The 23,458-nt window shown below is 71.7% G+C and carries 23 protein-coding genes and 1 pseudogene; 15 read left to right on the top strand and 9 right to left on the bottom strand.

The genetic code is table 11. From position 1 onward, the window contains the following. The first annotated feature begins 88 nt into the window (after positions 1 to 88). The 4 genes from ABZ463_RS23445 to ABZ463_RS23430 all read left to right on the top strand — a co-directional run bounded on the left by ABZ463_RS23445 (position 89) and on the right by ABZ463_RS23430 (position 4,077). A complete protein-coding gene (locus ABZ463_RS23445) occupies positions 89 to 1,258 on the top strand; it encodes an alpha/beta hydrolase (protein ID WP_362778912.1) in 1,170 nt (389 codons plus the stop codon). A gap of 143 nt (positions 1,259 to 1,401) precedes the next feature. Continuing rightward, positions 1,402 to 1,788, top strand: coding sequence for a hypothetical protein (locus ABZ463_RS23440; protein ID WP_352013387.1), 387 nt, complete (start codon positions 1,402 to 1,404; stop codon positions 1,786 to 1,788). A gap of 203 nt (positions 1,789 to 1,991) precedes the next feature. Further along, positions 1,992 to 3,161 (top strand): serine hydrolase domain-containing protein, encoded by a 1,170-nt coding sequence (locus ABZ463_RS23435; RefSeq protein WP_362778909.1) that lies wholly within the window; start codon positions 1,992 to 1,994, stop codon positions 3,159 to 3,161. Between the two features lie 76 nt (positions 3,162 to 3,237). Beyond that, a complete protein-coding gene (locus tag ABZ463_RS23430) occupies positions 3,238 to 4,077 on the top strand; it encodes a pentapeptide repeat-containing protein (RefSeq protein WP_352013385.1) in 840 nt (279 codons plus the stop codon). Here the strand turns inward: ABZ463_RS23430 and ABZ463_RS23425 are convergent. Continuing rightward, positions 4,055 to 4,981, bottom strand: coding sequence for a LysR family transcriptional regulator (locus tag ABZ463_RS23425; RefSeq protein WP_352013384.1), 927 nt, complete (start codon positions 4,979 to 4,981; stop codon positions 4,055 to 4,057). The two genes, ABZ463_RS23430 and ABZ463_RS23425, sit on opposite strands and share 23 nt — an antisense overlap. A gap of 57 nt (positions 4,982 to 5,038) precedes the next feature. On the opposite strand from ABZ463_RS23425, the gene ABZ463_RS23420 reads away from it, so the two are divergent. After that, positions 5,039 to 6,370, top strand: coding sequence for an MFS transporter (locus tag ABZ463_RS23420; RefSeq protein ID WP_362778906.1), 1,332 nt, complete (start codon positions 5,039 to 5,041; stop codon positions 6,368 to 6,370). On the opposite strand, the gene ABZ463_RS23415 is transcribed toward ABZ463_RS23420, so the two are convergent. Further along, complete coding sequence (locus ABZ463_RS23415) at positions 6,336 to 6,983, bottom strand: TetR/AcrR family transcriptional regulator (protein WP_362778904.1); 648 nt, start codon at positions 6,981 to 6,983, stop codon at positions 6,336 to 6,338. The genes ABZ463_RS23420 and ABZ463_RS23415 overlap by 35 nt on opposite strands. Before the next feature lie 143 nt (positions 6,984 to 7,126). Here ABZ463_RS23415 and ABZ463_RS23410 point away from each other — a divergent pair, with 143 nt between their 5' ends. Next, a complete protein-coding gene (locus ABZ463_RS23410) occupies positions 7,127 to 7,750 on the top strand; it encodes an SRPBCC family protein (RefSeq protein ID WP_362778902.1) in 624 nt (207 codons plus the stop codon). On the opposite strand, the gene ABZ463_RS23405 is transcribed toward ABZ463_RS23410, so the two are convergent. Then, on the bottom strand, positions 7,725 to 8,603 hold the full coding sequence (locus ABZ463_RS23405; protein WP_352013380.1) for a LysR substrate-binding domain-containing protein: 879 nt from the start codon (positions 8,601 to 8,603) through the stop codon (positions 7,725 to 7,727). The two genes, ABZ463_RS23410 and ABZ463_RS23405, sit on opposite strands and share 26 nt — an antisense overlap. A gap of 107 nt (positions 8,604 to 8,710) precedes the next feature. Between ABZ463_RS23405 and ABZ463_RS23400 the strand changes: the two genes are divergently transcribed. From ABZ463_RS23400 to ABZ463_RS23380, 5 genes are all read left to right on the top strand, one after another. Further along, positions 8,711 to 9,124, top strand: coding sequence for a hypothetical protein (locus ABZ463_RS23400; RefSeq protein WP_352013379.1), 414 nt, complete (start codon positions 8,711 to 8,713; stop codon positions 9,122 to 9,124). After that, positions 9,117 to 10,706: a multicopper oxidase family protein gene (locus ABZ463_RS23395; protein ID WP_362778899.1), complete on the top strand. Its 1,590-nt coding sequence runs from the start codon at positions 9,117 to 9,119 to the stop codon at positions 10,704 to 10,706. The genes ABZ463_RS23400 and ABZ463_RS23395 overlap by 8 nt, the downstream gene beginning before the upstream one ends. Before the next feature lie 37 nt (positions 10,707 to 10,743). After that, a complete protein-coding gene (locus ABZ463_RS23390; RefSeq protein ID WP_362778896.1) occupies positions 10,744 to 11,604 on the top strand; it encodes an aminoglycoside phosphotransferase family protein in 861 nt (286 codons plus the stop codon). Between the two features lie 191 nt (positions 11,605 to 11,795). Then, positions 11,796 to 13,280, top strand: coding sequence for an alpha/beta fold hydrolase (locus ABZ463_RS23385; RefSeq protein WP_352013376.1), 1,485 nt, complete (start codon positions 11,796 to 11,798; stop codon positions 13,278 to 13,280). A 32-nt stretch (positions 13,281 to 13,312) separates the two neighbouring features. Then, positions 13,313 to 14,167: a serine protease gene (locus ABZ463_RS23380; protein ID WP_362778892.1), complete on the top strand. Its 855-nt coding sequence runs from the start codon at positions 13,313 to 13,315 to the stop codon at positions 14,165 to 14,167. Between the two features lie 181 nt (positions 14,168 to 14,348). Here ABZ463_RS23380 and ABZ463_RS23375 read toward each other — a convergent pair whose 3' ends face one another. Continuing rightward, positions 14,349 to 15,092 (bottom strand): class I SAM-dependent methyltransferase, encoded by a 744-nt coding sequence (locus tag ABZ463_RS23375; RefSeq protein WP_352013374.1) that lies wholly within the window; start codon positions 15,090 to 15,092, stop codon positions 14,349 to 14,351. 138 nt (positions 15,093 to 15,230) lie between these two features. Between ABZ463_RS23375 and ABZ463_RS23370 the strand changes: the two genes are divergently transcribed. After that, on the top strand, positions 15,231 to 15,821 hold the full coding sequence (locus ABZ463_RS23370) for a hypothetical protein (protein ID WP_362778890.1): 591 nt from the start codon (positions 15,231 to 15,233) through the stop codon (positions 15,819 to 15,821). Positions 15,822 to 16,219: 398 nt separating this feature from the next. On the opposite strand, the gene ABZ463_RS23365 is transcribed toward ABZ463_RS23370, so the two are convergent. Next, positions 16,220 to 16,777 carry a helix-turn-helix domain-containing protein gene (locus tag ABZ463_RS23365; RefSeq protein WP_352013372.1) on the bottom strand — a complete coding sequence of 186 codons (558 nt, stop codon included), beginning with the start codon at positions 16,775 to 16,777 and terminating at the stop codon, positions 16,220 to 16,222. Between the two features lie 120 nt (positions 16,778 to 16,897). Between ABZ463_RS23365 and ABZ463_RS23360 the strand changes: the two genes are divergently transcribed. Continuing rightward, positions 16,898 to 18,697: an alpha/beta fold hydrolase gene (locus ABZ463_RS23360; RefSeq protein ID WP_362778885.1), complete on the top strand. Its 1,800-nt coding sequence runs from the start codon at positions 16,898 to 16,900 to the stop codon at positions 18,695 to 18,697. A 144-nt stretch (positions 18,698 to 18,841) separates the two neighbouring features. Here the strand turns inward: ABZ463_RS23360 and ABZ463_RS23355 are convergent. Next, positions 18,842 to 19,015 (bottom strand): annotated as a pseudogene (locus tag ABZ463_RS23355) (alpha/beta fold hydrolase); the annotation flags it as partial. 163 nt (positions 19,016 to 19,178) lie between these two features. Here ABZ463_RS23355 and ABZ463_RS23350 point away from each other — a divergent pair. Then, entirely contained in the window at positions 19,179 to 20,963 is a 1,785-nt protein-coding gene (locus tag ABZ463_RS23350; RefSeq protein ID WP_362778882.1) for a DUF4132 domain-containing protein, read from the top strand. Positions 20,964 to 21,054: 91 nt separating this feature from the next. On the opposite strand, the gene ABZ463_RS23345 is transcribed toward ABZ463_RS23350, so the two are convergent. The 3 genes from ABZ463_RS23345 to ABZ463_RS23335 are packed head-to-tail and all read right to left on the bottom strand — an operon-like array spanning position 21,055 to position 22,364. Next, complete coding sequence (locus ABZ463_RS23345; RefSeq protein ID WP_362778879.1) at positions 21,055 to 21,516, bottom strand: VOC family protein; 462 nt, start codon at positions 21,514 to 21,516, stop codon at positions 21,055 to 21,057. 15 nt (positions 21,517 to 21,531) lie between these two features. After that, positions 21,532 to 22,032, bottom strand: a complete 501-nt coding sequence (locus ABZ463_RS23340) for an SRPBCC family protein (RefSeq protein WP_362778876.1) — start codon at positions 22,030 to 22,032, stop codon at positions 21,532 to 21,534. Then, the gene (locus ABZ463_RS23335; protein WP_352013367.1) at positions 22,029 to 22,364 is read right to left on the bottom strand and encodes a metalloregulator ArsR/SmtB family transcription factor; all 336 of its coding nucleotides are present in this window, start codon (positions 22,362 to 22,364) and stop codon (positions 22,029 to 22,031) included. The genes ABZ463_RS23340 and ABZ463_RS23335 overlap by 4 nt, the downstream gene beginning before the upstream one ends. Before the next feature lie 89 nt (positions 22,365 to 22,453). Here ABZ463_RS23335 and ABZ463_RS23330 point away from each other — a divergent pair, with 89 nt between their 5' ends. Beyond that, entirely contained in the window at positions 22,454 to 23,065 is a 612-nt protein-coding gene (locus ABZ463_RS23330; RefSeq protein ID WP_362778873.1) for a dihydrofolate reductase family protein, read from the top strand. Positions 23,066 to 23,458 lie beyond the last annotated feature (393 nt).

Below are 23,458 nucleotides of genomic sequence, written 5' to 3'. Positions count from 1 at the left end.
CGGACGGGACACCCCCTACGAAAGTCGCAGACGCCGTGTGACGTTCGCCGGGGACCGTACGGCGGGGCCGCGCGGCACGGTTGACCGCATGAAGAAGATGCTGGCCGCGAGCGTGCTCGCGTTCTCCGTTTCACCGGCGCCCCTGAGCGCGCCCCCGGCCGGGGCTCCCACGCCCGTGACGGCCCCGCCCTCGGCCGCCTCCCCGGTGCCCGCCTCCCCGGTGACCGCTCTCCCGGCGCCGACCGGCGCCTATCCGGTGGGCGAGACGAACCTGCACCTGATCGACTCCAGCCGCCCCGACCCCTGGGTCGCCGGCCGGGACGTACGCGAACTGATGGTCTCCGTCTGGTACCCGGCGCGCAGGGGCGGCGGCAGGCTCGCCCCCTACGTCACGCCGCGGGAATCGGAACTGATCATCAGGGCGGTGCCGCAGCTCGACGGCGTACCGGGCGACACCCTCGCCAGGACCACCACACACGCCCGCGCCGACGCCCCGGCGCTGAGACGCAAGGGCGGATGGCCTCTGGTGGTCCTGTCGCCCGGCATGTCGCTGCCCCGCGCGACGATGACGTCGCTGGCAGAGGAGTTCGCCAGCCGTGGCTACCTGGTGGCCGGGATCGAGCACACCTACGAGTCGGTGGCCACCACGTTCCCCGACGGGCGGACCGTCACCTTCGAGGCCGGCAAGGCCGGGCAGACCGCCGAGACCGGCGCCAAGGTGGCCCGGGTCAGGGCCGCCGACACCGAGTTCGTCCTGGACCGGCTGAGCAGGAGCAAACGCTGGAACCGGCTGATCGACGAGCGGAACATCGCGATGGTGGGGCACTCGGCCGGCGGCCAGAGCGCCGCCCACCTGCTTGCCGTCTCCAGGCGGATCAAGGCCGCGGTCAACCTCGACGGCACCTACAACCCCAGGACGCCGGCCCGGCCGCTGGACAAGCCCTTCATGATGGTCGGCACCCCGAGGCACCAGCCGCGAGCGGGCGGCCGGGACTCCTCATGGGAGGAGTTCTGGCCGCACGTGACCGGCGGCTGGAAGCGCTGGCTGACCGTGACCGGCGCCGAGCACATGAGCTTCGTCGACTACGCGGTGCTCCAGCCGCAGCTCGGGCTGCCCGGGGCCGCCCTCGACGGCGAACGCGCCGTCACGATCACCCGGAGGTACGTCACCGCCTTCCTGGACCTGCACCTCAAGGGCAGGCGCCAGCCCTTGCTGGACAGGCCGTCGGGAGATTTTCCCGAGGTGAGGATCTGGTAGACGGCCCGGTGACCCGAGACCACACCAGACGGGCCGATAGCCGAAAGTAGCCGGTCGGATACAGACGGCGAACAGCCGTTTACTGCAGGATCCCAAGCGGCAACACCAGCCCCACCGGGAACATCTCAAGGAAAGCGGTTCACATGCGCATCGGCAGCAGGATCGTCACCTTCACCGTCACCGTCGTCAGCACCGGCGGCCTGACCCTGGCCGCCCTGACCACCCCGGCCCTGGCCGCCCCCGCCCCCCACACTCAGGCCGCCGTCGGCGGCGGGTACTGGGCACGCGGGTGCGACGCGGGACGAGCGTGCATCGAGCTCTCGGGCGGACGCCAGGGCGCGGGCGGGTCGTGGTGGAACGTGGACGGCTGCGGCTATCACACGATCAATGACCACTACAGGCGGGGCAGCGCCCACGGAAACGGTTTCGACGTCATCTACGCGGACCAGAGATGGGACCGCGTGCAGCCCTGGTCCAGCCGGCCACTGGACCCCGGCAACCTCGTCACGGGCGTCAACGTCCTCTGCTGAGCCACAAGCCGTCCGGGGCTCGGATCACATGGCCGAGCCTCGGAGGCGCAACCTGGCCGGTCGGCGGTCAGCGCCTCCATCGAGCGGGGCGAGATCAACCGATCTAATAACATAACGGGCGAAATGCACTGATCACCGCAATCTATGCGTGCCGCCTGGGCGGGAGACTCCACCGGCACATGCCCGGGAAAGCGAGCGCACCCATGAACGTCAACGGCTTCACGGCCCCCGGCTACGAAGGCGTCGCCGAGGCCTTCACCCGTAACTTCACCGGTTCCGCCGAGGTGGGCGCCGCGTTCGCCGCCTACCACGACGGGCGGCTCGTCGCCGACCTGTGGGGCGGCAGCGCCGACCCGGACAGCGGCGCCCCCTGGCGGCGCGACACCCTGCAGCTGGTGTTCTCCGGAGCCAAGGGGCTCATCGCCGCCTGCGTGCTCCTGCTGGCCGAGCGCGGGCGGCTCGACCTCGACGCCCCCGCCGCCCGCTACTGGCCCGAGTTCGCCGCCGCGGGCAAGTCCGCCATCACGGTCACCCAGATCATGTCGCACCAGGCCAGGCTCCCCGGCGTCCGGGAGAGCTTCACCACCGGCCAGTTCCTGGACCCGGTCTTCATGGCCTCCCTGCTGGCCGCCCAGGAACCGCTCACCGACCCCCGTGCCGCCTTCGTCTACCACCCCCTGACCTACGGCTGGCTCGCCGCCGAGCTCATCCGCCGCGTCGACGGCCGCAGCGCGGGCACCTTCTTCGCCGAGGAGTTCGCCCGCCCCCTGGACCTCGACGTCTGGATCGGCGTGCCCCGCGAGCACCACCACCGGGTGGCCACCACGCACGTCGCCCCCGGCTTCGTCTTCACCGACCCCGACGCGCCCCCGACCGGAGACCCGCTGCGCGACCTGGCCCGCAACCCCATCTCCGTTCCCGACGCCCCCGCCCTGTGGAACAGCGCCGGCTTCCGGGCCGCCGAGCTGCCCGGGGCGGGCGCCCACGGCACCGCCCGTTCCCTCGCCCGCTTCTACGCCTGCTTGGCGCGCGGCGGCGAACTGGACGGCATCCGCGTCCTGAAGGAGACCACCCTCAAAAACGGCCGCAGGCTGCTCAGGCACGGCATCGAGCCCCTCTGGAACAGCCCCATGGCCTACGGGACCGGCTTCGAGCTGCAGACCGCGGCGGCGATCTTCGGCCCGGCACCGGACGCCTTCGGGCACGCGGGCATGGGGGGCTCGCGCCACGCCGCCTGGCCGGCCGAACGCGTCGGGTTCTCCTACGCCACCAACCAGCTCCGGTCGGCGCCCAGCCCCGACCTGCGTCCGCTGCGGCTGCTCGACGCCCTGCACGCCGCCGCGAACTCCCCCGCCGATCCCGCCGGTCGTTGAGCGGCCCGGCCCGGGCCCTTCGCCGGGTCGGCTAAGGTGCCCTGAGGCGACATCTCACAGGGGAGAACACAGCACGTTGTCCGGCGACCACGCTCATCCCAGCCCTACGACCGCGACCGACCCGCGTGATCTGCGCGCCGACTGCGCGAGCTGTTTCGCCCTGTGCTGCACCGTCCCGGCCTTCTCCGCCTCCTCCGACTTCGCCATCGACAAGCCCGCGCACCAGCCCTGCCCCAACCTCGGTGCCGACTTCCGCTGCGGCATCCACTCCTCCCTGCGCCGGCGGGGTTTCGCGGGCTGCACGGTCTACGACTGCTTCGGCGCCGGGCAGCGGGTCTCCCAGGTGACCTTCGGCGGGCGTGACTGGCGTTCCTCCCCCGGTACGGCCAGGCGGATGTTCGAGGTCTTCCCCGTCATGCGTGACCTGCACGAACTGCTGTGGTACCTGACGCAGGCCCTCGCGCTCCCCGGCACCGCCCCCGTCCGCGACGCGCTCACCGAGGCGCGGGCCGCCCTCGAAGCGCTCACCCGGGAGTCTCCGGAGGTCCTCGCGCGGACCGACGTCATGGCGCGGCGCACGCAGGTCAACCCCCTCCTGCAGCGGGCCAGTGAGCTCGCCCGCGCGAACGTCCCCGGCCCCCGCAGGGACCGCAGGGGCGCCGACCTCATCGGCGCGAAACTCAAAGGGGCCGACCTCAGGGGCGCCAACCTGCGCGGCGCCTACCTCATCGGCGCCGACCTGCGCGGCGCGAACCTGACCATGGCCGACCTCACCGGGGCCGACACCCGCGGCGCCGACCTGCGCGGCGCCGACCTCGCCGGGAGCATCTTCCTCACCCAGGCCCAGCTCGACGCCGCCAAGGGCGACGCGGCCACCGGCGTCCCCGCCTCCCTCACCCGTCCCGCCCACTGGTGAGGACCTCCCCCCGGGGGAACAGCGCCCGTACCTGCCCGCGCAGCCAGGCGTGCGCCGGATCGGCGTCGTGACGCCGGTGCCAGGCCTGTGAGACGGCCATCTCCGGCAGGTCGAGCGGGATCGGGAAGGTGACCAGCCCCAGGGCGTCGATCATGGGCGCCGACATGCGGGCGGGCGCCATGCCGACCAGGTCGGACCCGCGTACGGCCAGCAGGACGGCGGTGAACGTCGGCACCGACCCGACGATCCGCCGCCGCAGCCCCCGCTCGGCCAGCGCCGCGTCGACGGGCCCCGCCGTACGGCCCCGGCGGGAGGAGACGACGTGCTCGGCGGCGGCGAAGCGCTCCGGGGTCACCGGGGAGCCGAGCAGCCGGTGGCCCGGCCGTACGACGCCCACCCCGTGGTCGTCGACCAGCGGCTCGACACGCGTCTCCGGTGAGGGGTCGGAGATCACCGCGATCTCCAGGTCGGCCGTCCCCTCGCGCAGCGCCCGCTGGTCGCCGTGCCCCTCCGGGACGAACCGCAGCCGGATCCCCGGCGCGGCGGCGCCGACGCAGGCCAGCAGGGGGGCGCAGACGGTGGTGGCCACCGCGTCCGACAGCAGGACGACGAAGTCGCGCCTGAGGGTGGCCGGTTCGAAGACGGCGGGTGTGAACACCCGCCGCGCCCCCTCGACGAGGCCGCGCACCTCGGCCCGCACGGCCAGCGCGCGCGGTGTGGGAACCATCCGCTGACCGGACCTGACCAGGACGGGGTCGCCCATCGCCTGGCGGATCCGGCCCAGGGTGCGGCTCATGGCCGGTTCGGACAGTCCCAGCCGCAGGGCGGCCCCGGAGACGCTGCACTCCTCAAGCAAGGCGTCCAGGGCGATGAGAAGGTCCAGACTTGGTTGCGTTTGGCGCATATATCTCATGATAAATATGCATTTGAGGTTAGGTTTGGGTCTTTTTACCGTGGCCTCGTGAATCGAACCTCCATCGTGATGTGCGCCGCGTCGGTCCTCGTGGTCTCCCTCGTCGCCGCGGTGAATCTCGCCCTGCCCGCCCTGACCGGTGCCCTGCACCCCACCGAGAGTCAGCTCGTCTGGATCGTCGACGCCTACGTCCTGGTCTTCGCCTGCTTACTGATCCCGATGGGGGCGGCCGGGGACCGTCTCGGCGGCAAGGGCGTGCTGCTGACGGGCCTGGCCGTCTTCGCCGCCGGGAGCCTCGCCGCCGCCCTCGCCCCGCACACCGGTGCCCTGATCGCCGCCCGCGCGCTCAGCGGAGCGGGCGCCGCCATGATCATGCCCGCCTCGTTGTCCATCACCGTGGCCGCCCACCCGCCGCAGCGGCGGGCCCACGCCGTCGGCCTCTGGAGCGCCGCGAGCGGCGCCGCCGGGGTCGTCGGCAACGTCGGTGGCGGGCTGATCATCCAATACCTGCCCTGGCAGGCCCTCTTCGCCGTCCCCGCCCTGCTCGCGCTGCTGCTGGCCGGGGTCACCGGCCTGCTCGTCCCGCGTCAGCCCCGCCGTGCGACCGCCGTCGACCCGGTGGGCACCGGCCTGCTCGTCCTGGGCTGCCTGGCCCTGGTCTTCGCCATCATCGAGGGCCCGGAGGCGGGCTGGACGTCCGCCGTCGTCCTGGGCGCCTTCGCGACCGCCGCCGTCGTGCTCACGGGATTCGTCCTGCACCAGCTGCGGATCCCCCGCCCGCTGCTGGACCCCCGGCTCTTCGCCCGGCGCGAGCTGCGGGCCGGGGCCCTCGGCGTGAGCGTGCTGTTCTTCGGGCTCTTCGCCCTGTTCTTCGTCAACGCCCGCTTCCTGCAGGAGGAGCGCGGCCTGTCACCGATGGTGACGGGCCTGGCCATCCTGCCCCTCGTGATCCCCATGGTCGCGCTGTCCGGGCGGCGGGCGCCGACACTGCCCGCCGTGGCCGGCGGCCTGGCGTCCGTGGTGGCCGGGCTGGGGTGGCTGGCCTGGGCGACGACCCTGCCCTACCCCCTCTACGCCGCCGGGCTGGTCCTGGTGGGCGCGGGCATGGGGCTGGCCCTGCCCGCGCTGTCCACCCAGATCATGGCCGGGCTGCCCGCGGGGCGGGCCGGGCTCGGCTCCGGGCTCAACAGCGCGGCACGTGAACTCGGCAGCGCCGTGGGCGTGGCGGTCATGGGCACCGCGCTGGCCACCTCGGGCCTGCGGGCGGGCCTGGTGATCGTGGCACTGTGCGTCGCGGTGGGCGCGGCGCCCGTGGTGGGCTGGCTCAGGACGGGCACGCGCGCGCTCAGCGCCCCAGCAGGTGGTCCACTTCGGCCGTGAAGAGCAGGCCGGGATCGAACCCCATCCCCGCGAAGTGCCCGGCCAGTTCCAGGGACAGGACGCCGTGCAGCCGGGTCCACAGGACCAGGGCCCGGTGCAGGACGGCGGGCGGGGCGGGGTGAGCACCGGCCCATCCGCGGTGGCCGGCCAGATGCTCCTCCAACGGCGCCGCCGGGCCGTCCGGCACGGACTCCGCGCAGGCGTCGAGCAGCATTCCCATGATCTGCGATGAGATGACCGTGATGTCGTCGGGCGCGTGGTAGCCGGGCACGGGGGTGCCGTAGATGAGCAGGTAACGCTGGGGGTCGGCGAGCGCCCAGCCGCGGACGGCGTGCGCCAGCGCCTCCAGCCCGGCCCCCGCCTCGGAGAGCGGGCGCAGGGCGTCGGCCAGGCTCCGGTAGGCGTCGCCGACGAGCTCGGTGATCAGCTCGTCACGGCCGGCGTAGTAGCGGTAGAGGGCGGGCCCGCTCATGCCCATCCGTTTGGCGATGGCGTTGAGCGAGAGCGCGGAGGCCCCCGCCGTGGCGATCTGCTCCCACGCGCACTCCTTGATCTCCGCGCGCACCTGGGCGCGGTAGCGCTCCCTGGGGCTCTTCGCGTCCGTCTCCGCCAAGGCCTCCGCCTTTCCGCCCCACCGACAGGACTACACCATCAAGGGATAGTTAGAACTTATCACGAATCCCGTTGACACCCTCCTCACAGCTTGGTTATAACTTCTAACGAAAGCACATGCTTCTAGCCGGTTCGGAGGAACCCGTGTCCCGCGCTCTCGCCGTCCTCGCCGTCCCGCTCACCGTCACCGCCCTGCTGGCGGGCGGCGCCCCCGCCGTGGCCGCCCAGCCCGGCCCCGCCCCCCACTGCCGGGGAGAGGGCCTCGACCCCGCCGCCCGCATCCGCCACCAGGCGGACATCCTCATCAAGGCACCCCTGAGCAGGGTCTTCGCCCTCCAGGCCGACGTGGAGCGCTGGCCCGGCTGGCAGGCCCCCGTCCTCACCGCCGAACGCCTCGACCCCGGCCCCCTGCGCGCGGGCTCGCGTTTCCGGTGGACCACCCCGGCCCCCGCCACCGCCACGACCCCGGCCACCATCCTGCGCATCACCTCCACCGTCCGGCGGATCCAGCGCGACACCTGCATCCTGTGGAGCGGGCCCGCCGTCGGCGACGGCGTGCGCATCGACCGCGGCACCCACCTGTGGACCTTCACCAGGGTCAAGGGAGGCGTCCGCGTCCACACCGAGGAGACCTGGACCGGCCCCCAGGTCGAAGCCGACGTCCCCACCTCGACCGCGATCCTCGGCGCGGGCCTGCAAGCCTGGCTGCGCGACCTGAAGACCACCGCGGAGAGGCACCGGGTCACCCCGCCCAGTCCCATCCGGTGATCGCCGAACGCATCAGGCGCGCCGCGCCCGACAGATGACCGTCGGCCGCCCAGAACAACGTGAGCGTGCGGCGGCAGTCGGGGCTGTCGACCGCGATCCACACCAGCGGCACACTCCACACGGCCCGCCGCGCGAAAGCCGGGACGAGCCCCACGCCGAGCCCCGCGCCGATCAGATCGGCGATCGCGCCGGACTCGTCCGCCTCACAGGCCACCCTCGGCGTGAGCCCCCTGGCCGCGAAGAGCCGCTCCAGCAGCCGCCGCTGCCAGTGCCCCCCGCGGGCGGCCACGAAGGACTCCCCGGCGAGTTCCTCGATCCCGACCGAGGCGCGTCCCGCCAGCCGATGGCCGGACGGCACCGCCAGCCCGACCTCCTCCTCCAGCAGACGGGCCGACTCCAGCCCGTCGGCGTGGATCGGCTGCGAGGCCACACACAGGTCGACCTCCCGGGCCCGCAGATGGCGCCCCATGTCCTCGGCCGGCATCCAGCGAAGCTCGGTCTCGACGCGAGGATGGGCCCGCTTGTAGGCCGCCAGCGGACCGGTGAGGGTCAGGAACGTCTCCGACGCCAGCCGTACGGCGCCCAGACCCTCACCGGCCGCCTCGGCCACCGCCCGCCTGCCCGCCTCCAGCTCGCCCAGGCACCGCTCGGCGTACCCGCGGAAAAGCCTGCCCGCGTCGTTCAGTCGGAGCCTGCCGCTGCGATCGAACAACGGCGCGCCCAGCTCTCCCTCCAGCCGGGCGATCGTCCGGCTCAGCGACGGCTGGGCGACACGGAGCTCCTCCGCCGCCCGGCTCAGGTGCTCAAGCCGCGCCACCACCAGGAACTGCCTGAGCGCGTTCAGCTCCATCATGCCCCCCAAGGCATAACACCATAGCAATATTGATCTTGGACAGGATAACCCGCAGCCCATAGTTTCGGGGGCGCCACGACACCCGCGAACAGAACGAGAAAAAACCCATGACCGAAACCGCGCCTCGGACGACCCCCACGGGGTGGGCACTGCGCGTCCTCGCCGGCGCGCACACCGTGGCGATCATCGGCCAGCCGGTGTTCGCCGGAACCTACCTCACCGGCGACTACGACAGCCTCCACCTGCACGCCGTCGGCGCCGACGTCGTCACCTCCATCGGCTACCTGCAGATGATCGCCGCGCTCACGGCCTGGATACGGCTGCGCCGGGCCTGGCCCTTCCTCGCCACCACGGCGGTGGTCGCCGCCGAAACCGTCCAGTACCTCGCCGGGCTCGACGGCGCGCTGTGGCTCCACATCCCCCTGGGGGTCATCACCGTCACCGCGCTCACCGTCCTGTTCGTCGCCCTGTGGCTGCGCCCCCTCACCGGCCCCCGGCCACGGACCGTCCGCCATGCCTGACGACATCACCCGGCGGCGGCTCCTGGGCATCGGCGGGACCCTCGGTCTCGCCGCCGCCGCCGGACTGACGACCTCGGCCGCCCTCGCCCGCCGCCCCGCCGTCACCGGCACCGAACTGCGCAGCGCCCTGCCGCTGCCGCCGCCCTTCCAGGTGCCCCTGCCCGTCCCCGCCACGCTGGCCCCGGCAGGCGCCTCCGGCGGCACCGACCACTACGAGATCACCCAGCGCGAGACGACCGCGGAGATCCTCCCCGGCGTCAGGACCCCGCTGTGGACCTACGAGGGCACCTTCCCCGGCCCCACCATCGAGTCACGCCGCGGCCGCCCCGTCACCGTGACCCACCACAACACCCTGCCCGTACCGACCGTCGTCCACCTCCACGGCGGGCGGACCGCCCCGGAGTCCGACGGATACCCCACCGACCTCGTCCTGCCGGCGCACTGGCCGCAGACCACGCACGCCGCGCACGACGCGGGCGCCCACACCATGCACGACCCGCGGGCGGCCGTCACCAGGCTGAGCCGGGACTACACCTTCCCCCTCGACCAGCGCCCCACCCTCCTGTGGTACCACGACCACCGCATGGACTTCACCGCCCCGGCCATCTGGCGCGGCCTCGCCGGGCTGCACATCATCCGCGACGACGCCGAGGACGACCTCGGCCTGCCCTCCGGAGCCCGCGAACTCCCCCTCATGATCACCGACCGCGCCTTCTCCGCCGACGGCACCCTCACCTACCCCTCCCTCGATCCCACCCTCCGCCTGCGGCCCGGCGTGCGGGACCCCTATCTCGCCGGAGTCCTCGGCGACGTCATCCTTGTCAACGGCGCCCCCTGGCCCGTCCACGAAACCGACACCGCCCGCCACCGCCTGCGCGTCCTGAACGCCTCCAACGCCCGCCACTACGAACTCGAAGCCGTCACCGACACCGGGCGCCGCCTCCCCCTCGTCCAGATCGGCGCCGACCAGGGACTGCTCGCCGCCCCCGTCACCCATCACGCCCTTCCCGTCGCCCCGGCCGAACGCTACGACGTCGTCGTCGACTTCACCGGCCTGCCGGTCGGCAGCCGCGTCAAACTTCTCAACCGCCTCGGCACCGGCCGCACCCGCGACGTCATGGCCTTCCACATCACCCGCGCCACGACCGACGACAGCCGCGTCCCCCCGGTCCTGTCCACCGACCTGCCGTCCTGGCGCCCCTCGGACGCCGCCGTGACCCGCGAGTTCTCCTTCCGCGCCGGGCGGACGCACGGCGGGCACGGGTGGCTCATCGGCGGCCTCCCCTTCGACCCCGCCCGCTCCGACGTCACCGTCCGCCTCGGCGACGTCGAGATCTGGCGGCTGATCGCCGACGTCCACCACCCCGTCCACCTCCACCTGGTCGGCTTCCGGGTGCTCTCACGCAACGGCCGCCCGCCGCTGCCCCACGACGCGGGCCTCAAGGACACCGTCTCCCTGCGCCCCGGCGAGGCGGTGGAGATCATCACCCGCTTCGACGGCTACCGGGGCCGCTACCTCTTCCACTGCCACAACGCCGAACACGAGGACATGGCGATGATGGCCAACCTCGAGATCGTCTGACCCGCGCACAGGCCGCGGGCGTGACTATCGTTGCGGGGTGAACACCCCCGCGGCCGAGACCGACGTCGACGACGACCTGGTCCGCCGCCTGATCCGCCTGCAGCACCCGGACCTGGAGGGCCCGCTCACCCTCGTCGCCAACGGCTGGGACAACGTCGTCTACCGCCTCGGGGAGGACCTGTCCGTACGGCTGCCGCGCCGCCGGGCCGCCGCCGGCCTCATCGCCAACGAGCAACGCTGGCTGCCGGTCCTGGCCGGCCACGTCGAGGTCCCGCTGCCCGTGCCCGTCAGGACCGGCGTGCCCGGTGAGGGCTACCCGTGGCCGTGGACGATCGCGCCCTGGTTCGAGGGCCGCCCGGCCGCCGACGTGCCGCCGTCCGGCCGTTCCGGCCTCGCCGTCCCGCTGGCCGGCTTCATGACGGGCCTCCACCGGCCCGCACCACCCGACGCGCCGCGCAACCCCGTCCGAGGCGTCCCGCTCGCCGCCCGCGACCAGGTGGTACGGCAACGCCTGTCGTCCATCCCCCGATCGGCCGGGCTCCTTCCCCTGTGGGAGAGACTGGCCGCCCTGCCGCCCTGGCAGGGGCCCGCCCTCTGGCTCCACGGCGACCCGCACCCGGGAAACCTCCTCATCGGCGGGGACGGCCTGGCCGCCGTCCTGGACTTCGGCGACCTCACCGGCGGTGACCCCGCCACCGACCTCGCCGCCGCGTGGCTGGTGTTCGACGAGGACGCGCGTGAGGTCTTCCGGTCAGGCGTGGACGCCGACGAGACGACCTGGGAACGCGCACGGGGCTGGGCCCTCGTCATGGGCACCGCCCTGGCCGCCCACTCCGCCGACAACCCCGGCATGGCCGCCGTCGGCGACCACGTCCTCCACCAGGTGACTCTCCCCTAGGGAATCGAGCCTCACCGGCTCACCGCGGGGACGACGCCCTGCGCGGATACACGGCCGATACACGGCCGCGCGGTCACCGATACGAGGCCGCTGCGGCGTGGAGATCTTCGCCCCCCAGGGTGGGCGGCGTGCGCCCGAAGGCGTGCCCCGCGCGTTCGGAGGCGCGGGCAGGACCGTCGAAAGGTTCGACCGTGTTCAGCATCCGTGCACTACCGGGCAAACGCCTGACACCCGTGGCGATCGCGTGCCTGACCGGCCTGGCGAGCCTCGCAACCGCCGGCGCGGCCGGCGCCCACGCCGCCGAAGAACCTCTGACCTGGCGGAAATGCGCCCAGGCGGCCAAGAACTGGCCCGTCGCCGGCGACACCAGGACCGAATGCTCCACGCTGACGGTTCCCATGGACTACGCCAACCCGCAGGGCCGGAAGATAAAGATCGCCGTGAGCAGGATCAAGGCCACCGACCCGGGCAGGCGCCGCGGTGTGCTGGTCATCAGTCCCGGCGGCCCCGGCGTCACCAACATCGACGCGCCGGCGACGTACGCCGCCGGCGGGCTCGGCACGCTGGCCGCCGACCACGACCTGATCGGGTTCGACCCCAGAGGCGTCGGCTACAGCGACAAGATCAAATGCGACTGGGGGGATCCTCCGCCCGCCACGTCCGCCACCTCCCCCAAGGCGCAGGCGAGGGCCGCCTTCGACCAGGACGCCGCGTACAACAAGCGGTGCGCCGCCAAGGACCCCGGTTTCGTCCGGCAGCTGACCACCACGAACATAGCGCGCGACGTCGACGCGATCCGCGCGGCCCTCGGCGAATCGAAGATCAACTTCTACGGGGTGTCCTTCGGCACCGCGGTGGGCCTGAACTACCGGTCGCTGTTCGACGACAGGGTGAACGCGATGTGGGTGGACTCGGTGATGCCGCCCGTCATCGACCTGGCCGCCATGGACGCCTCGGCGGACGCGCTCAACGAGAGACGCTTCACCGCGTTCGTCCCGTGGCTGGCCCGGCACGACACCGAGTACCACTTCGGGACGACCGACGCCATGGTCCGCAAGACCATATTCACGCTGCGTGACAAACTCCACCGCAAACCCCGCAAAATAGATGAAAACACCGTGATCAACGGTGAATGGGTCAGCCAACTCCTCGGAGGAGGACCGGGAAGCTGGGTCTCCTCCGCCAGAGACCTGGCCACCGTCCGTGAAGGCGGCGTCCCGCTGTCCGCGTCCCCCGGCCCGGGACCCGCGAAGACGTTCGGCTTCGACGACACCTCCCTGGGCCTGAACCTCATCCAGTACCAGGCGATCTTCTGCAACGAAGGCGTCGGCGGCCGCGACTTCGAACAGATGTGGGCGGCCGCGCAGGCCAGGAAGACCACCTTCCCCGCGACCGGCGGCTACTTCGAACGCAGCGGCTGGTGCGGGCAGTGGCCATGGCCCGCACGCCCGTGGAAACCCGTCAGGGGAACCAGCCCGCTGCAACTGTCCGGCCACCTCGACGAGGACGTCACACCGTACGCGTGGGCGGTCGAGGCGTGGAAAGCCGTCGGCGGGACACTGCTGACCGTCCAGGACGGCGCGCACGCCTCACTGCGCCGGCTGCCCTGCGCCTCGAAGGTGATCGACTTCTTCCGCACCGGCCGCACCGCCACGGGCACCTGTCCCGGCGCGTGACGACCGCGACCCCTCCCACGAACGGACCCACGATGCGCACGTTCCGGCGAATCGGCGCGACACTGAGCGCCATCCTCCTCAGCCTCACCCTGCCGACATCCCCCGCCCAGGCGGCGGCCACGGACTTCACCGGCACCGCCGTCGCAGGCGGCTGCTCGGGATCACTGGTACGGGCCCCGGCCACCACGGCCGACGACAAAGCCCTCGTCCTGACCAACGGGCACTGCTACGAGGGCGCGTGGCCGGTGCCGGACGAGGCCCTGGTGGACCAGCCGTCCCATCTCCTGATCGACCTGCTCGGCCGCGAAGGCGAACCGGCGGTCACCCTGCACGCGGCCAGAGCCGTCTACGTGACCATGACCGGCACCGACATCGCGCTGTACCGGCTGGAGACCACCTACCGGCAACTGGAACGCGACCACCGCCTCCGGCCGCTCACGATGTCGACGGACCGTCCCGCACCGGGCACGGACATCCGGGTGATCTCCGCAGGCACGAAGAAGATCTTCTCGTGCGGAATCGACACGCTGGTCTACCGGGTGCTGGAGGTGGGCTACATGACCAAGGACGTCATCCGTTACACCCCGCGGTGCGACACCGGCCCCGGCACCTCCGGATCCCCGATCGTCGACGCCGGAAGCGGCAAGGTCGTCGGCATCAACAACACCAGCAACCGCGACGGCCGCCGATGCACGCTGGACAACCCCTGCGAGATGAACCGCGACGGCGCCGTCAGCGTGCGCAAGGGCGCCTCCTACGGAACCCAGACCTACCAGCTCGCCGCCTGCGTGGCGGCGGGCAACGAACTCGACCTGGAACGCCCCGGCTGCACGCTGCCCAGGCCGGGCACGCGATCCGCGGATCCCCACACGGCTCCGGCCGCCTGACGGGCCGCGGAGCGGCCACGAGCGACCCACGACGTGGCCCTGGCGCGGCCCCTGGCGCGGCCCTGGCGCGGCCCTGGCGCGGCCCTGATGCGGCCCTTGGCCGGCCGGGCGGCCAAGGGCCGCGCACCCGAAGCGCGCAGAGACGACGGCGGCGCCGGAAGAAACCGGTCAGGCCCGGCGGTCAGCCTGTTCGCTGAAGCAGGAGAGTGACGAAGCCCAGAACCCCCCGGTAGCCGTGCAGCCACATGGCGCGATGCTCCAGGGCGGCCGCCCGGACCGCTTCGGCGTCCGGGCCGGGGTTCTCATTGGCCCAGCGCAGCAACGTCCCCGTCCAGGACCACTCGTAGTCATCCCATTCCGACAGGTCGCTGGTGTACGCGTAAACCGTGTCGAAACCAGCGGACTCGGCGGCGGCGACCGTACCCGGCAGGTCGAAATACTCCGACGGCCCCGCGCCCAGCCGGGCGAGCGCCTCCGGCGTCGGCGCGCACTCCCAGAACCCCTCACCGACGAGCGCCAGCCCGTTCGGCCGCAGATAGCGCCGAACACGTTCGACGGCCGGGCCAAGACCCCCGAACGCGTGCGTCGCCCCGACGCAGATCACCAGGTCGTAGCGCTCGGCCACCGGGAAATCCGCAGCCGGCCTCTCGTGCAGCCGGACACGCTCCCAGACGCCCTGGACCTCGGCGTGCCCCTCGGCCGCCTTGAGCGCGTCGGCGGAGATGTCGACGCCGTCGGCGGTCGCGTCCTCGTAGAGCGCGAGCGCACGCAACGTCCACGCCGCCTCGCCGCAGCCGAGGTCCAGGATCCTCGCCCCCTCGGGCAACCGGGCCCGGCGCAACAGCCGGGTCACCTGCGCGCCGGAGACCGGCGCGGCGATGGGGTGGTCACGATGAGCGAGATGACTGATGAGCTGACGTTCCATGGCACCAATCTGTCCCATCTCCCACAGACGAGACCACACATTTCCGGCCCGACCCCGGAGGGCACCGGCCGGAGGCGGCACTCGAAACACTTCAGAAGACCGCGAACCTCCGGCCCGCCCGCCGCATCCAATCCGTACGTGAACACAATCACGAAGGCACTCACGATCGCCGCCCTGTCCGCGACCTCCGCCGCGACGCTGCTCACCGGCCCCTCCGCCCACGCCGCCGCGGGGAACACCACCGCCTGCCCCACCCCGAGCAAGGCGGAGATCAAACGCTCCCACGACTCCAGGATCGACAAGCCCGCCAGAGGCGCGGGAGCCATCAAGGGCGTGCGCATCGGCTACATCCCCAAAGGCTTCACCTACGGCGGAGTGGTGGCCGGCAGGCACAACGGCGTCACCGAATACGGCTACCAGTGGGGAGACAACCGGGCCAACGCCGACCCCAAGCAGCGCAGCCTGTGGGTACGCGTGCTCTGCTGGCCGGACGCCAGGAGACTCACCGACCTGAAGCGCCTCCCCGTGACCTACGGAACCTTCGCCGAAGACGCGAAGACCACGACGATCGGCGGCCGTCGAGCACTGACGAAGCAAGGCGACGGCGCGCTCGGCGACGGGCGGTACGTCGGCTGGATCGAACGAGAAGGAACCGTCATCACCGTGATGGCCAGCACGCCGCTCGTCCCCGACCTCAAAAAGATCGTCGCCGGCGTCCGCCTCCCCTGACGCGGTGACCGGCTCACCGGCCGGCTTGGAGGAAGCGCTGGTCGCCGTCCTGACGACGATGCCGACCGGCGCGATCCGCCGGCCCCGTTCGAGCCGCACCTGGAGCACCGGAAACCCCTCGCCTGCGGCGCACGCCGACCGACGCCCCGCGCGGCCGGAGCGATCTCATCGTCCGCCGATGCCGTGCCGCCGCAATCGGCGCCGGCCAGGACGAGGCCGTGCCTCTGGGGATGAGCGCGCCGGGCGCGCCCTCGCCACCGGCTGCCGAGTCTCCAAGCGAGCCGGTCCGCACCGCCGTACGGGCTCTCCTGGCCCGTCACCGAACGCCGATCGGGGGTGCTCGCACACCGCGCCGGGATCCCCGCCAAGGCCACTCGCCCGGGGTCCACGGCGCCCGCTCACACGTCGGGATAGGCCATGAACACGGTGTTGACGGTGCGGGCGTCCTCGTCCGGCTCCTCACCCGAGTACTTCATCAGCAGCGCCACGTACTCCTCGAAGAACGCCTCCAGCCGGCCCAGCGACACGCGGATGCTCCCCCGCGAGTAAGGGAACGCGTCGTCCCAGCCATCCTGGCCGGAGGTGTCGGCCAGAGCCTGCTGGAACTGCTGGATGTCGGCGGCGAACGCCCGCGTGTTCATCTCGTCCAGCACGGCACGCGTCTTGGCGTCCTGCCGGCTGCGCCGGGGGAACCGGAAGTCGGCCATGACGAAGCGCCACCACCGCTCCCGCCCGTGCCCCCTTGCCGGCGCCTCCTCGACGAAGCCGTGTTTGGCCAGCTCACGCAGGTGGTAACTGGTGGCACCGGTGTTGAGGTCGAGCTCGCGGGCGAGCGTGGCCGACGTCGCGGGCCCGTGCTTGTAGAGGTGGTCGAGGATGCGCCGCCGCCGGGGGTGCGTGAGCGACGTCAGAGCCTCCAGGTCGGTGACCTCATGACGCGCGGGCTCTCCAACCATGGTCGACAAACTAGCTGTGCACAATCCGTTGTGCAACTTTCGCCGCCCTGACCTGGCCGGACGCCCCCAACAGTGCACAACCTGTTTGCACAATTTATTGTGCACAGTCATTGTGTACTCATGAACCTTGCCTGGAAGGCCCTCCTTGCGGCCGGAGCGACCCTGACCGCCCTGCTGCCCACCCCCGCGGCGCACACCCGCTCATGCGCGGAAGCGACAACCCCCTGCCACGGCGAACTCCGCGTCCCCCTCGACTGGTCGAACCCCGGCGCGGAGAAGATCTCCGTCGCCTACCTGTGGATCCCCCGCGGCGACCGCAGCCGCCCACCCCTGACCACCGCGATCGCCAACGGCGGCGGCCCCGGACCACTCGACCCCTCCTACGCCGGGCTCGCCAAGACGCTGCTCGGACCGCTGTCCGACCGGGTCGACATCCTCATGGTCGAACCACGCGGATTCGGCGAATCCTCGCCGCTGTCATGCCGCGGGCTCGACATCACCCGGCCGAACACGATCGAAGCGTGCGCGCACCAGATCGGCGACAGGGGCGGATTCTTCACCTCCGGCCAGGCCGCCGCCGACCTCGACGCCGTCAGAGCCGCACTCGGCGTCCGCGACGTCACCTTCGTCGGATCCTCCTACGGCACACTGCTCGGGCAGGCCTACGCCACCCGCTTCCCCAAGCACCTGCGCGCCATGTTCCTCGAAAGCGTCATCGGCACCGGCGAGGACGGCTACGCCGAACAGGGCTTCCGCAACCAGCAGAAACTGGGCCTCAAAGCCCTGCGAAACGCGTGCCGCCGCTCACCCGCCTGCGCCAGGCACAACCCCGACCCGGCCGCCCTGTGGGACGAACTACTGAAACGACTCCGCGCCCAGCCCGACCCGAAGCTACCCATCGGCCAGACCGGCCACCTGCTCACCGCCGCCGCCAACCCCGACGCCAGATCCACCCTGGCCGCGGCGAACGCCTACCTCAAAGACGACCCGGCCCCACTGCGCCGCCTGATGAACCGCGCCACGCCACCCCCGCCCGACAGATCCCCCGCACCGGCCCTGTTCACCTACTACTGCGGCGACACCAGATTCCCCTTCGACCGCGACGCCACCACCGCCGAACGCCTCCGGCAACTCAACGCCTACGCGCGACGCCACCACCTCTACGCGCCCTACCGGCCCTCCGAAGTCACCGGACCGGTCGCCGACTGGACGCGACAGTGCGCCCACTGGCCCACCCCACGCCAGAGCCCACCGGCCACCGGCAACCGGCCGAACGTCCCCGTCCTGGCAATCAGCGGCCAGTTCGACTCCGACACCTCCCCGCTCGACGCCACCTCCGTGGCCGCCCGCCACCCCAGGGGACACGCCTACACCGTGCCCTTCGGAGGCCACGGCCAGCTGTTCGGATCCAACCCGCTCGGCGCATGCCTGCAGGGCGTCCTACGCTCCTTCATCGCCGACCCCACCAAGCCGGCGCACCCTGACTGCACCGCGGAGAACTACCGGCTGCTCGGCGACTTCCCCACACAGGCACGCGAGCTGGCCATGCCGTACGGCCACGAACTGAGCGACAGGCAACGCCGGACCGTGGCAGCGGCCTTCGCGACAGCCGCCGACGCGATCGCGCCCCTCAACCCGACCTCCCTCACCCCTGCGCCCCAAACCGAACCCGGCCTGCGCGGCGGCCGCATCCTGCGAACCGAAGGCGGGCCGACCACCCTCCACCAGGTCCGGTACGTCAAGGACGTCCAGGTCTCCGGGACCATCCGCCTCAACCCGAAAACCGCAACCGCGACCCTCACCACCGCGTCCGGGAACCGCCTGTCGCTGAGCTGGCGACCCTTCCGCGCAGAAAACCAGACCGAAGTCCACGGCGAACTCGACAACGAACCGTTCACCGTGCGAATCCCCACCCGGTAACCCCCTCACCCCGCCACTCCACGACAGGTGCGGGAACGCACGAAGCCGCCGCCCAAGACCACGGCCACGGGGGCCGGGCAGCATATCGGGGTGCCGGAGCGCGAGACGCCATCCGATGAGGGCGCCGTCGTCCTGGACATAGAGGGCGTAGCGGTCAAGGCCCAGATGTTCGAGCAGTCCGGAGGTGAGTTCGGCGAGGGCGTCGAAGGTGTAGGCGAACTCCCCCGCGAAAGGGGAGACCGAGTGACCGAAGCCGAGGTGGTCCGGCGCGATGACAGGGTAGCGGTCGGCCGGCAGCGGGATGAGTTCGCGGAACACGAACGAGCTGGTGGGGTAGCCGTGCAGCAGGACGATCGCGGGGGCGTCGGCGGGGCCGGCCCGGCTGTTGGGACAGGCTCAGTGCGATGGTGATGCTCCTGGACGGCCGCGACGACCTGGCCACCGTCCCGGCGGTCCTTCATCGTGCGACTACGATCACCAGGTGACGTACGCGGGAAATTGGGACCATCTGGAACCGGCTACCAAAGAGGCCTACCAGCGCTTCGACGCCCTCACCGAGCAGGGCCTCGACCCCGGCCCTGACACCGACTGGCGCCTCTACGGCACCTACGCCCACACCAAGCTCTGGCTCAGCCCGCAGGGCGGCCACGACTACGACGAGCGCGTCCTGCGCCTGGTCCGCACCGTGGCCGCGCGCGCCGTCGACTGGACTCCCGGCGACGCCTGGAACCTGGCCGAACGCGCCGGATACTGGGCCCGCCAAGGCCACACCCGCCACGAGGAGCTCTATCGGATTCCGCTGTCAGCCGCCCACCTGCTCCATCCGCAACAGCGCCGCGACCTGTTCGGCCACCTGACAGACCTCGGAGAGCTCCAGCCGCTCCTGGAAAGCCTGCTCACCGAAGACGGCCCAGACGGTGCGGTCAGGAACGTGATCGGGGAGGCCGACCCCTTCGCCACGATACTGGCCGAGGAGTACGGCCTCCGCCTGGCCGGAATGCTGCCGCTGCTACGTCACTGGGCCACCGCTGACACACCGGCCCCAGGCGACGGCTGGTTGCGGGTCGTCTGCGACCTGCTCACTCCTGAGGCCGTCACCCTGGTCCACGAGCTGGTCACCCGCCTGGCCGCCTACCGGGGCGGCCCGTTCGTCTGCCATCACGCCGACATCAGCTGGAGCGAGGACCGCTTCCTGAAGGGCCAGACCGTTTCGACGGCGTGCGGCCTGATCTGGACCTGCGAGGTCATTGACGAACCTTGGGTCCCGTCGCTGCTCGCCGACGCCGCCGTCACCTGCGGCACCGGCCACGACGGCCCCGGCTCCACCTGCCGCAGCGAGACCGTCGCCAACGGGGCTGTCGGCGTGCTGGCCCGCCGGGGCGGGCCCGAGACAGTCACACCACTGGCGCTCATTCAGGCGCGGGTGCGGGCGGCGTCCGTACAGGAGAACGCCACTCGCGCACTCGATGCGCTCGCCGACGCGGCGGCGCTGACCCGCGACCGGCTCCTCGACCGCGCTCTGCCCGCCGCCGGCGCCACGCCCAGAGAGGTCGAGCAGGCGCACACGGCCGCGCGCCACCGCCTGGAGCAGGCGCTCATCCACCAGCGTGAATGGACCTGGCGTGAGGTCGGTGAACATCTCCTCGACCACCCCGTCACCGGCCCCGACGCACGCACCCTGGTGTGGCGGACCCCCGGCGGCCCCTCTGGCCTGCCCGTCAGAACCGTCGACGGCTGGGAACTGGCCGGGCACCACCCCGAGGGCCCTGTCACGTTGTGGCACCCGGCCGACGCAAGCGCCGAGGAGGTGAGTGCGTGGCGCGAGAGGGGTCTGGCGCAGCCGTTCGAACAAGTCCTCCGCGAGGTGTACGTGAAAGAGCCGGACCGTGTCGCCGGTCATGTCGTGCGCTACGACCTGGCCCGGACGGAACTGATCCGGCACGGATGGACCGGCGTGTCGATCGGCTACTGGGAGCACGACTGCCACGAGGGGCAGGGCGAGGTGGTGCGCGACCTCGCGGGCTGGCAGGCCCGCTGGCTCCTGCGCGTCGTCGAGGGCATGTCCGACGAGGGCTGGGACCTGGACGCGCTGTGCGCGACCAACCCGATGACCTTCCACCGCGACGGCCAGAAGGTGCCCGCGGCGTCGGTGCCGCCACGGGTGCGGTCGGAGATCCTCCGGGAGGCCGACCTCACAGTCGCCGCCGCTTCGGCCGGCCCGGACGCCCAGCACCTGGTTGATTACTACGACGGATATTGGCACTAGAAGTCATGCGGCATCAACACGACGGGCACGTCGTCCAGCCACCTGGCCAGGCGCCCGGGCTGTCGAAGTCGTCGAGCAACCACACGCCCCACTAGCGCCAGGGCATGTGCTGAAGGCACCAGGTATTGCCGTCCGGGTCGGCGAAGTAGGCGTAGAGCACTCCGCCGGAGTCCTCGATCTCGCTGATCTCGACGCCACGCCCGACGAGTTGAGCGCGCGATGCCTCGATGTCGGCCACCACGAGGTGCAGACCGCGCAGAGTTCCTGGGGGCATGTCGAGTGTGGGCAGGCCTTCGGTGAGCGTGATCGAGCATGCCGAACCGGGCGGAGTGAGCTGGACGACGCGGACACCGGGCTTGGGGTTGACGTCGACGTCGAGACGGAACCCGAGCTGGTCCTGGTAGAAGGCCTTGGCCCGTTCGATGTCGGTGGTCGGCACCGGCACGAGTTCCAGCAGCAGCGTGCCAGGGGGCACAGGCGGGTTGCCGGAGTCCTCGGGAACTTCCCCGAGGTCGGCCGGGATCTCGGTGACTGGTGCGGATGCGTCGGTCATGGATGGCGCCTTTCGTCAGGAGAGGTGTGGTGGCAGTGTGGCGAGTACAGCGGCGAGGCGGTCGTATCCTTCGCCGGCGCCTCGTTGCATGGAGCTGCGCACGACCATGTCGCGAATTTCGGGCGAGGAGTACTGCGCGGTGACGGTCATGGTGGTGTGTCCGTCTGTCTCGTCCAGAACGGTGGTGACCAGTGCCGCGCCGTCGGCCCAGTCACGGTGGATCTCGGTCTGTGTGAGGCGTACAGGCGGCACGACCTCACGGAACAGCCCGTGTAGTTCCATCTCGGAGCCACCCGGCCCTGTTGAGACGAACCGCCAGACACCGCCTGGGCGTAGGTCGACCTCGCAAACGGTGAGCTGCCAGCCGCGGGCGCCGTACCAGCGGCGGAGCAGTTCCGGCTCGGTGAGCGCGGCGAAGACCAGCGGCGCGGGAGCGGCGAAGGTCCGGGTGAGGACGAGGCCGGTGGCCCCGGACGCGACGACGTGCAGCCCGAGGCCGGGGTGGGGGGAGGTCACGTTTTGCCGTCCTGCAGGTCCTCCAGCAAGGCATCCAGTCGCTGATAGCTCGCTTCCCAGTAGTCGCGGTAGTCGGCCAGCCAGTCCGTGGCCGTCTTGAGCGGCTCGGCCACCAGCCGGCATGGCCGGCGTTGTGCGTCGCGGCCGCGGCTGATCAGGCCCGCCCGTTCGAGCACGCGCAGGTGTTTGGAGACGGCGGGCTGGCTCATCGCGAACGGCGCGGCCAGCTCGGTGACCGTGGCGTCACCCGCCGCGAGCCGGGCCAGGATGGCCCGGCGGGTGGGGTCGGCGAGCGCCGCGAACGTCGCGTCCAGCCTGTCGCTTGCAACCATTTCCATAACCCTCCGGTTCCATAACCTGATGGTTTTATATGTGCTAGCGTCCAGCTTTGTCAAAATCGCAGACGCTCTGGGAGGCAACCATGGGAAAGGTCTTCACACAGGCGTCGGTCTCGCTGGACGGGTACATCTCCGGCCCCGGCCAGTCAGGCTTCGACAAGCTGTTCGCCTGGTGCACGGCAGGCTCCGTGGCCACGCCAACGGCCGATCCGGACCGGCTGACCTACCGCACCTCCGAGGCAACGGCCCGCTACCTGCGCCGACTCCAGGAGACGCTCGGAGCCTGTGTCATCGGCCGGAACCTGTTCGACCTCACCGCGGGCTGGAACGGGCGGCACCCGGGCGGCGTACCGGTGTTCGTTGTCAGCCACCGCCCACCACCGTCCGGCTGGACGGCGACGACACCGTTCACGTTCGTCGGCGACGGCGTGGAGAACGCGATCGCGCGAGCCCGCGAGGTGGCCGGGAATCGCGACGTCGGCGTCGGTCCCGGCGGCACCGCGGCCGACGCGCTGAAGGCCGGCCTGCTCGACGAGCTGCGGCTGGACGTCGTGCCGGTGGTACTCGGCGGCGGCACGCCTGTGCTGGCCGGGCTCAACGCCACAGCACCGATCGGCTTCGAGCAGGCGGAGATCATCGAGGGAATCGGTGTGACCCACATGATCTATCGCCGCACGCCCCGGACACCGGGGTAATGCAAGAGATCCGCCTCTGTCGCCGACCGCCAACCGACCCGCCCCAGCGACCGATCAAATAGGCCCCCCGCTCAGGCCCATGCCACCAGCCGCAAAGCAACGCCACACAACCGATCATGCGTGCCTTGACCCGGCAAGGCGGCAGAGCGCCATGCCACACCAGCGAGCAAAGGACGGGACAGCCGGCCCGAACTCCACCACGCCGCCCCAGCCGCCGCACAACTCCTTCCGCTCCAGCAGGCCGGTCGCGGCGTCGATGACCCGACGGCACATCTCACCCCGCGGAACCGACGATCACCGCGCCGAGACGAGCCGTGGATACGCCGCACCCTCGGAAGTCCCCACACGGCAGCGGAGAAGGCTCCGATCCCCGCCCACCCCGCCAGGACATCG

It is taken from the genome of Streptosporangium sp. NPDC020145, assembly GCF_040631275.1.
Lineage (GTDB): Bacteria > Actinomycetota > Actinomycetes > Streptosporangiales > Streptosporangiaceae > Streptosporangium.
Note: the sequence above shows the minus strand (reverse complement) of the source record. Positions and strands in the feature narration are given on the sequence as shown.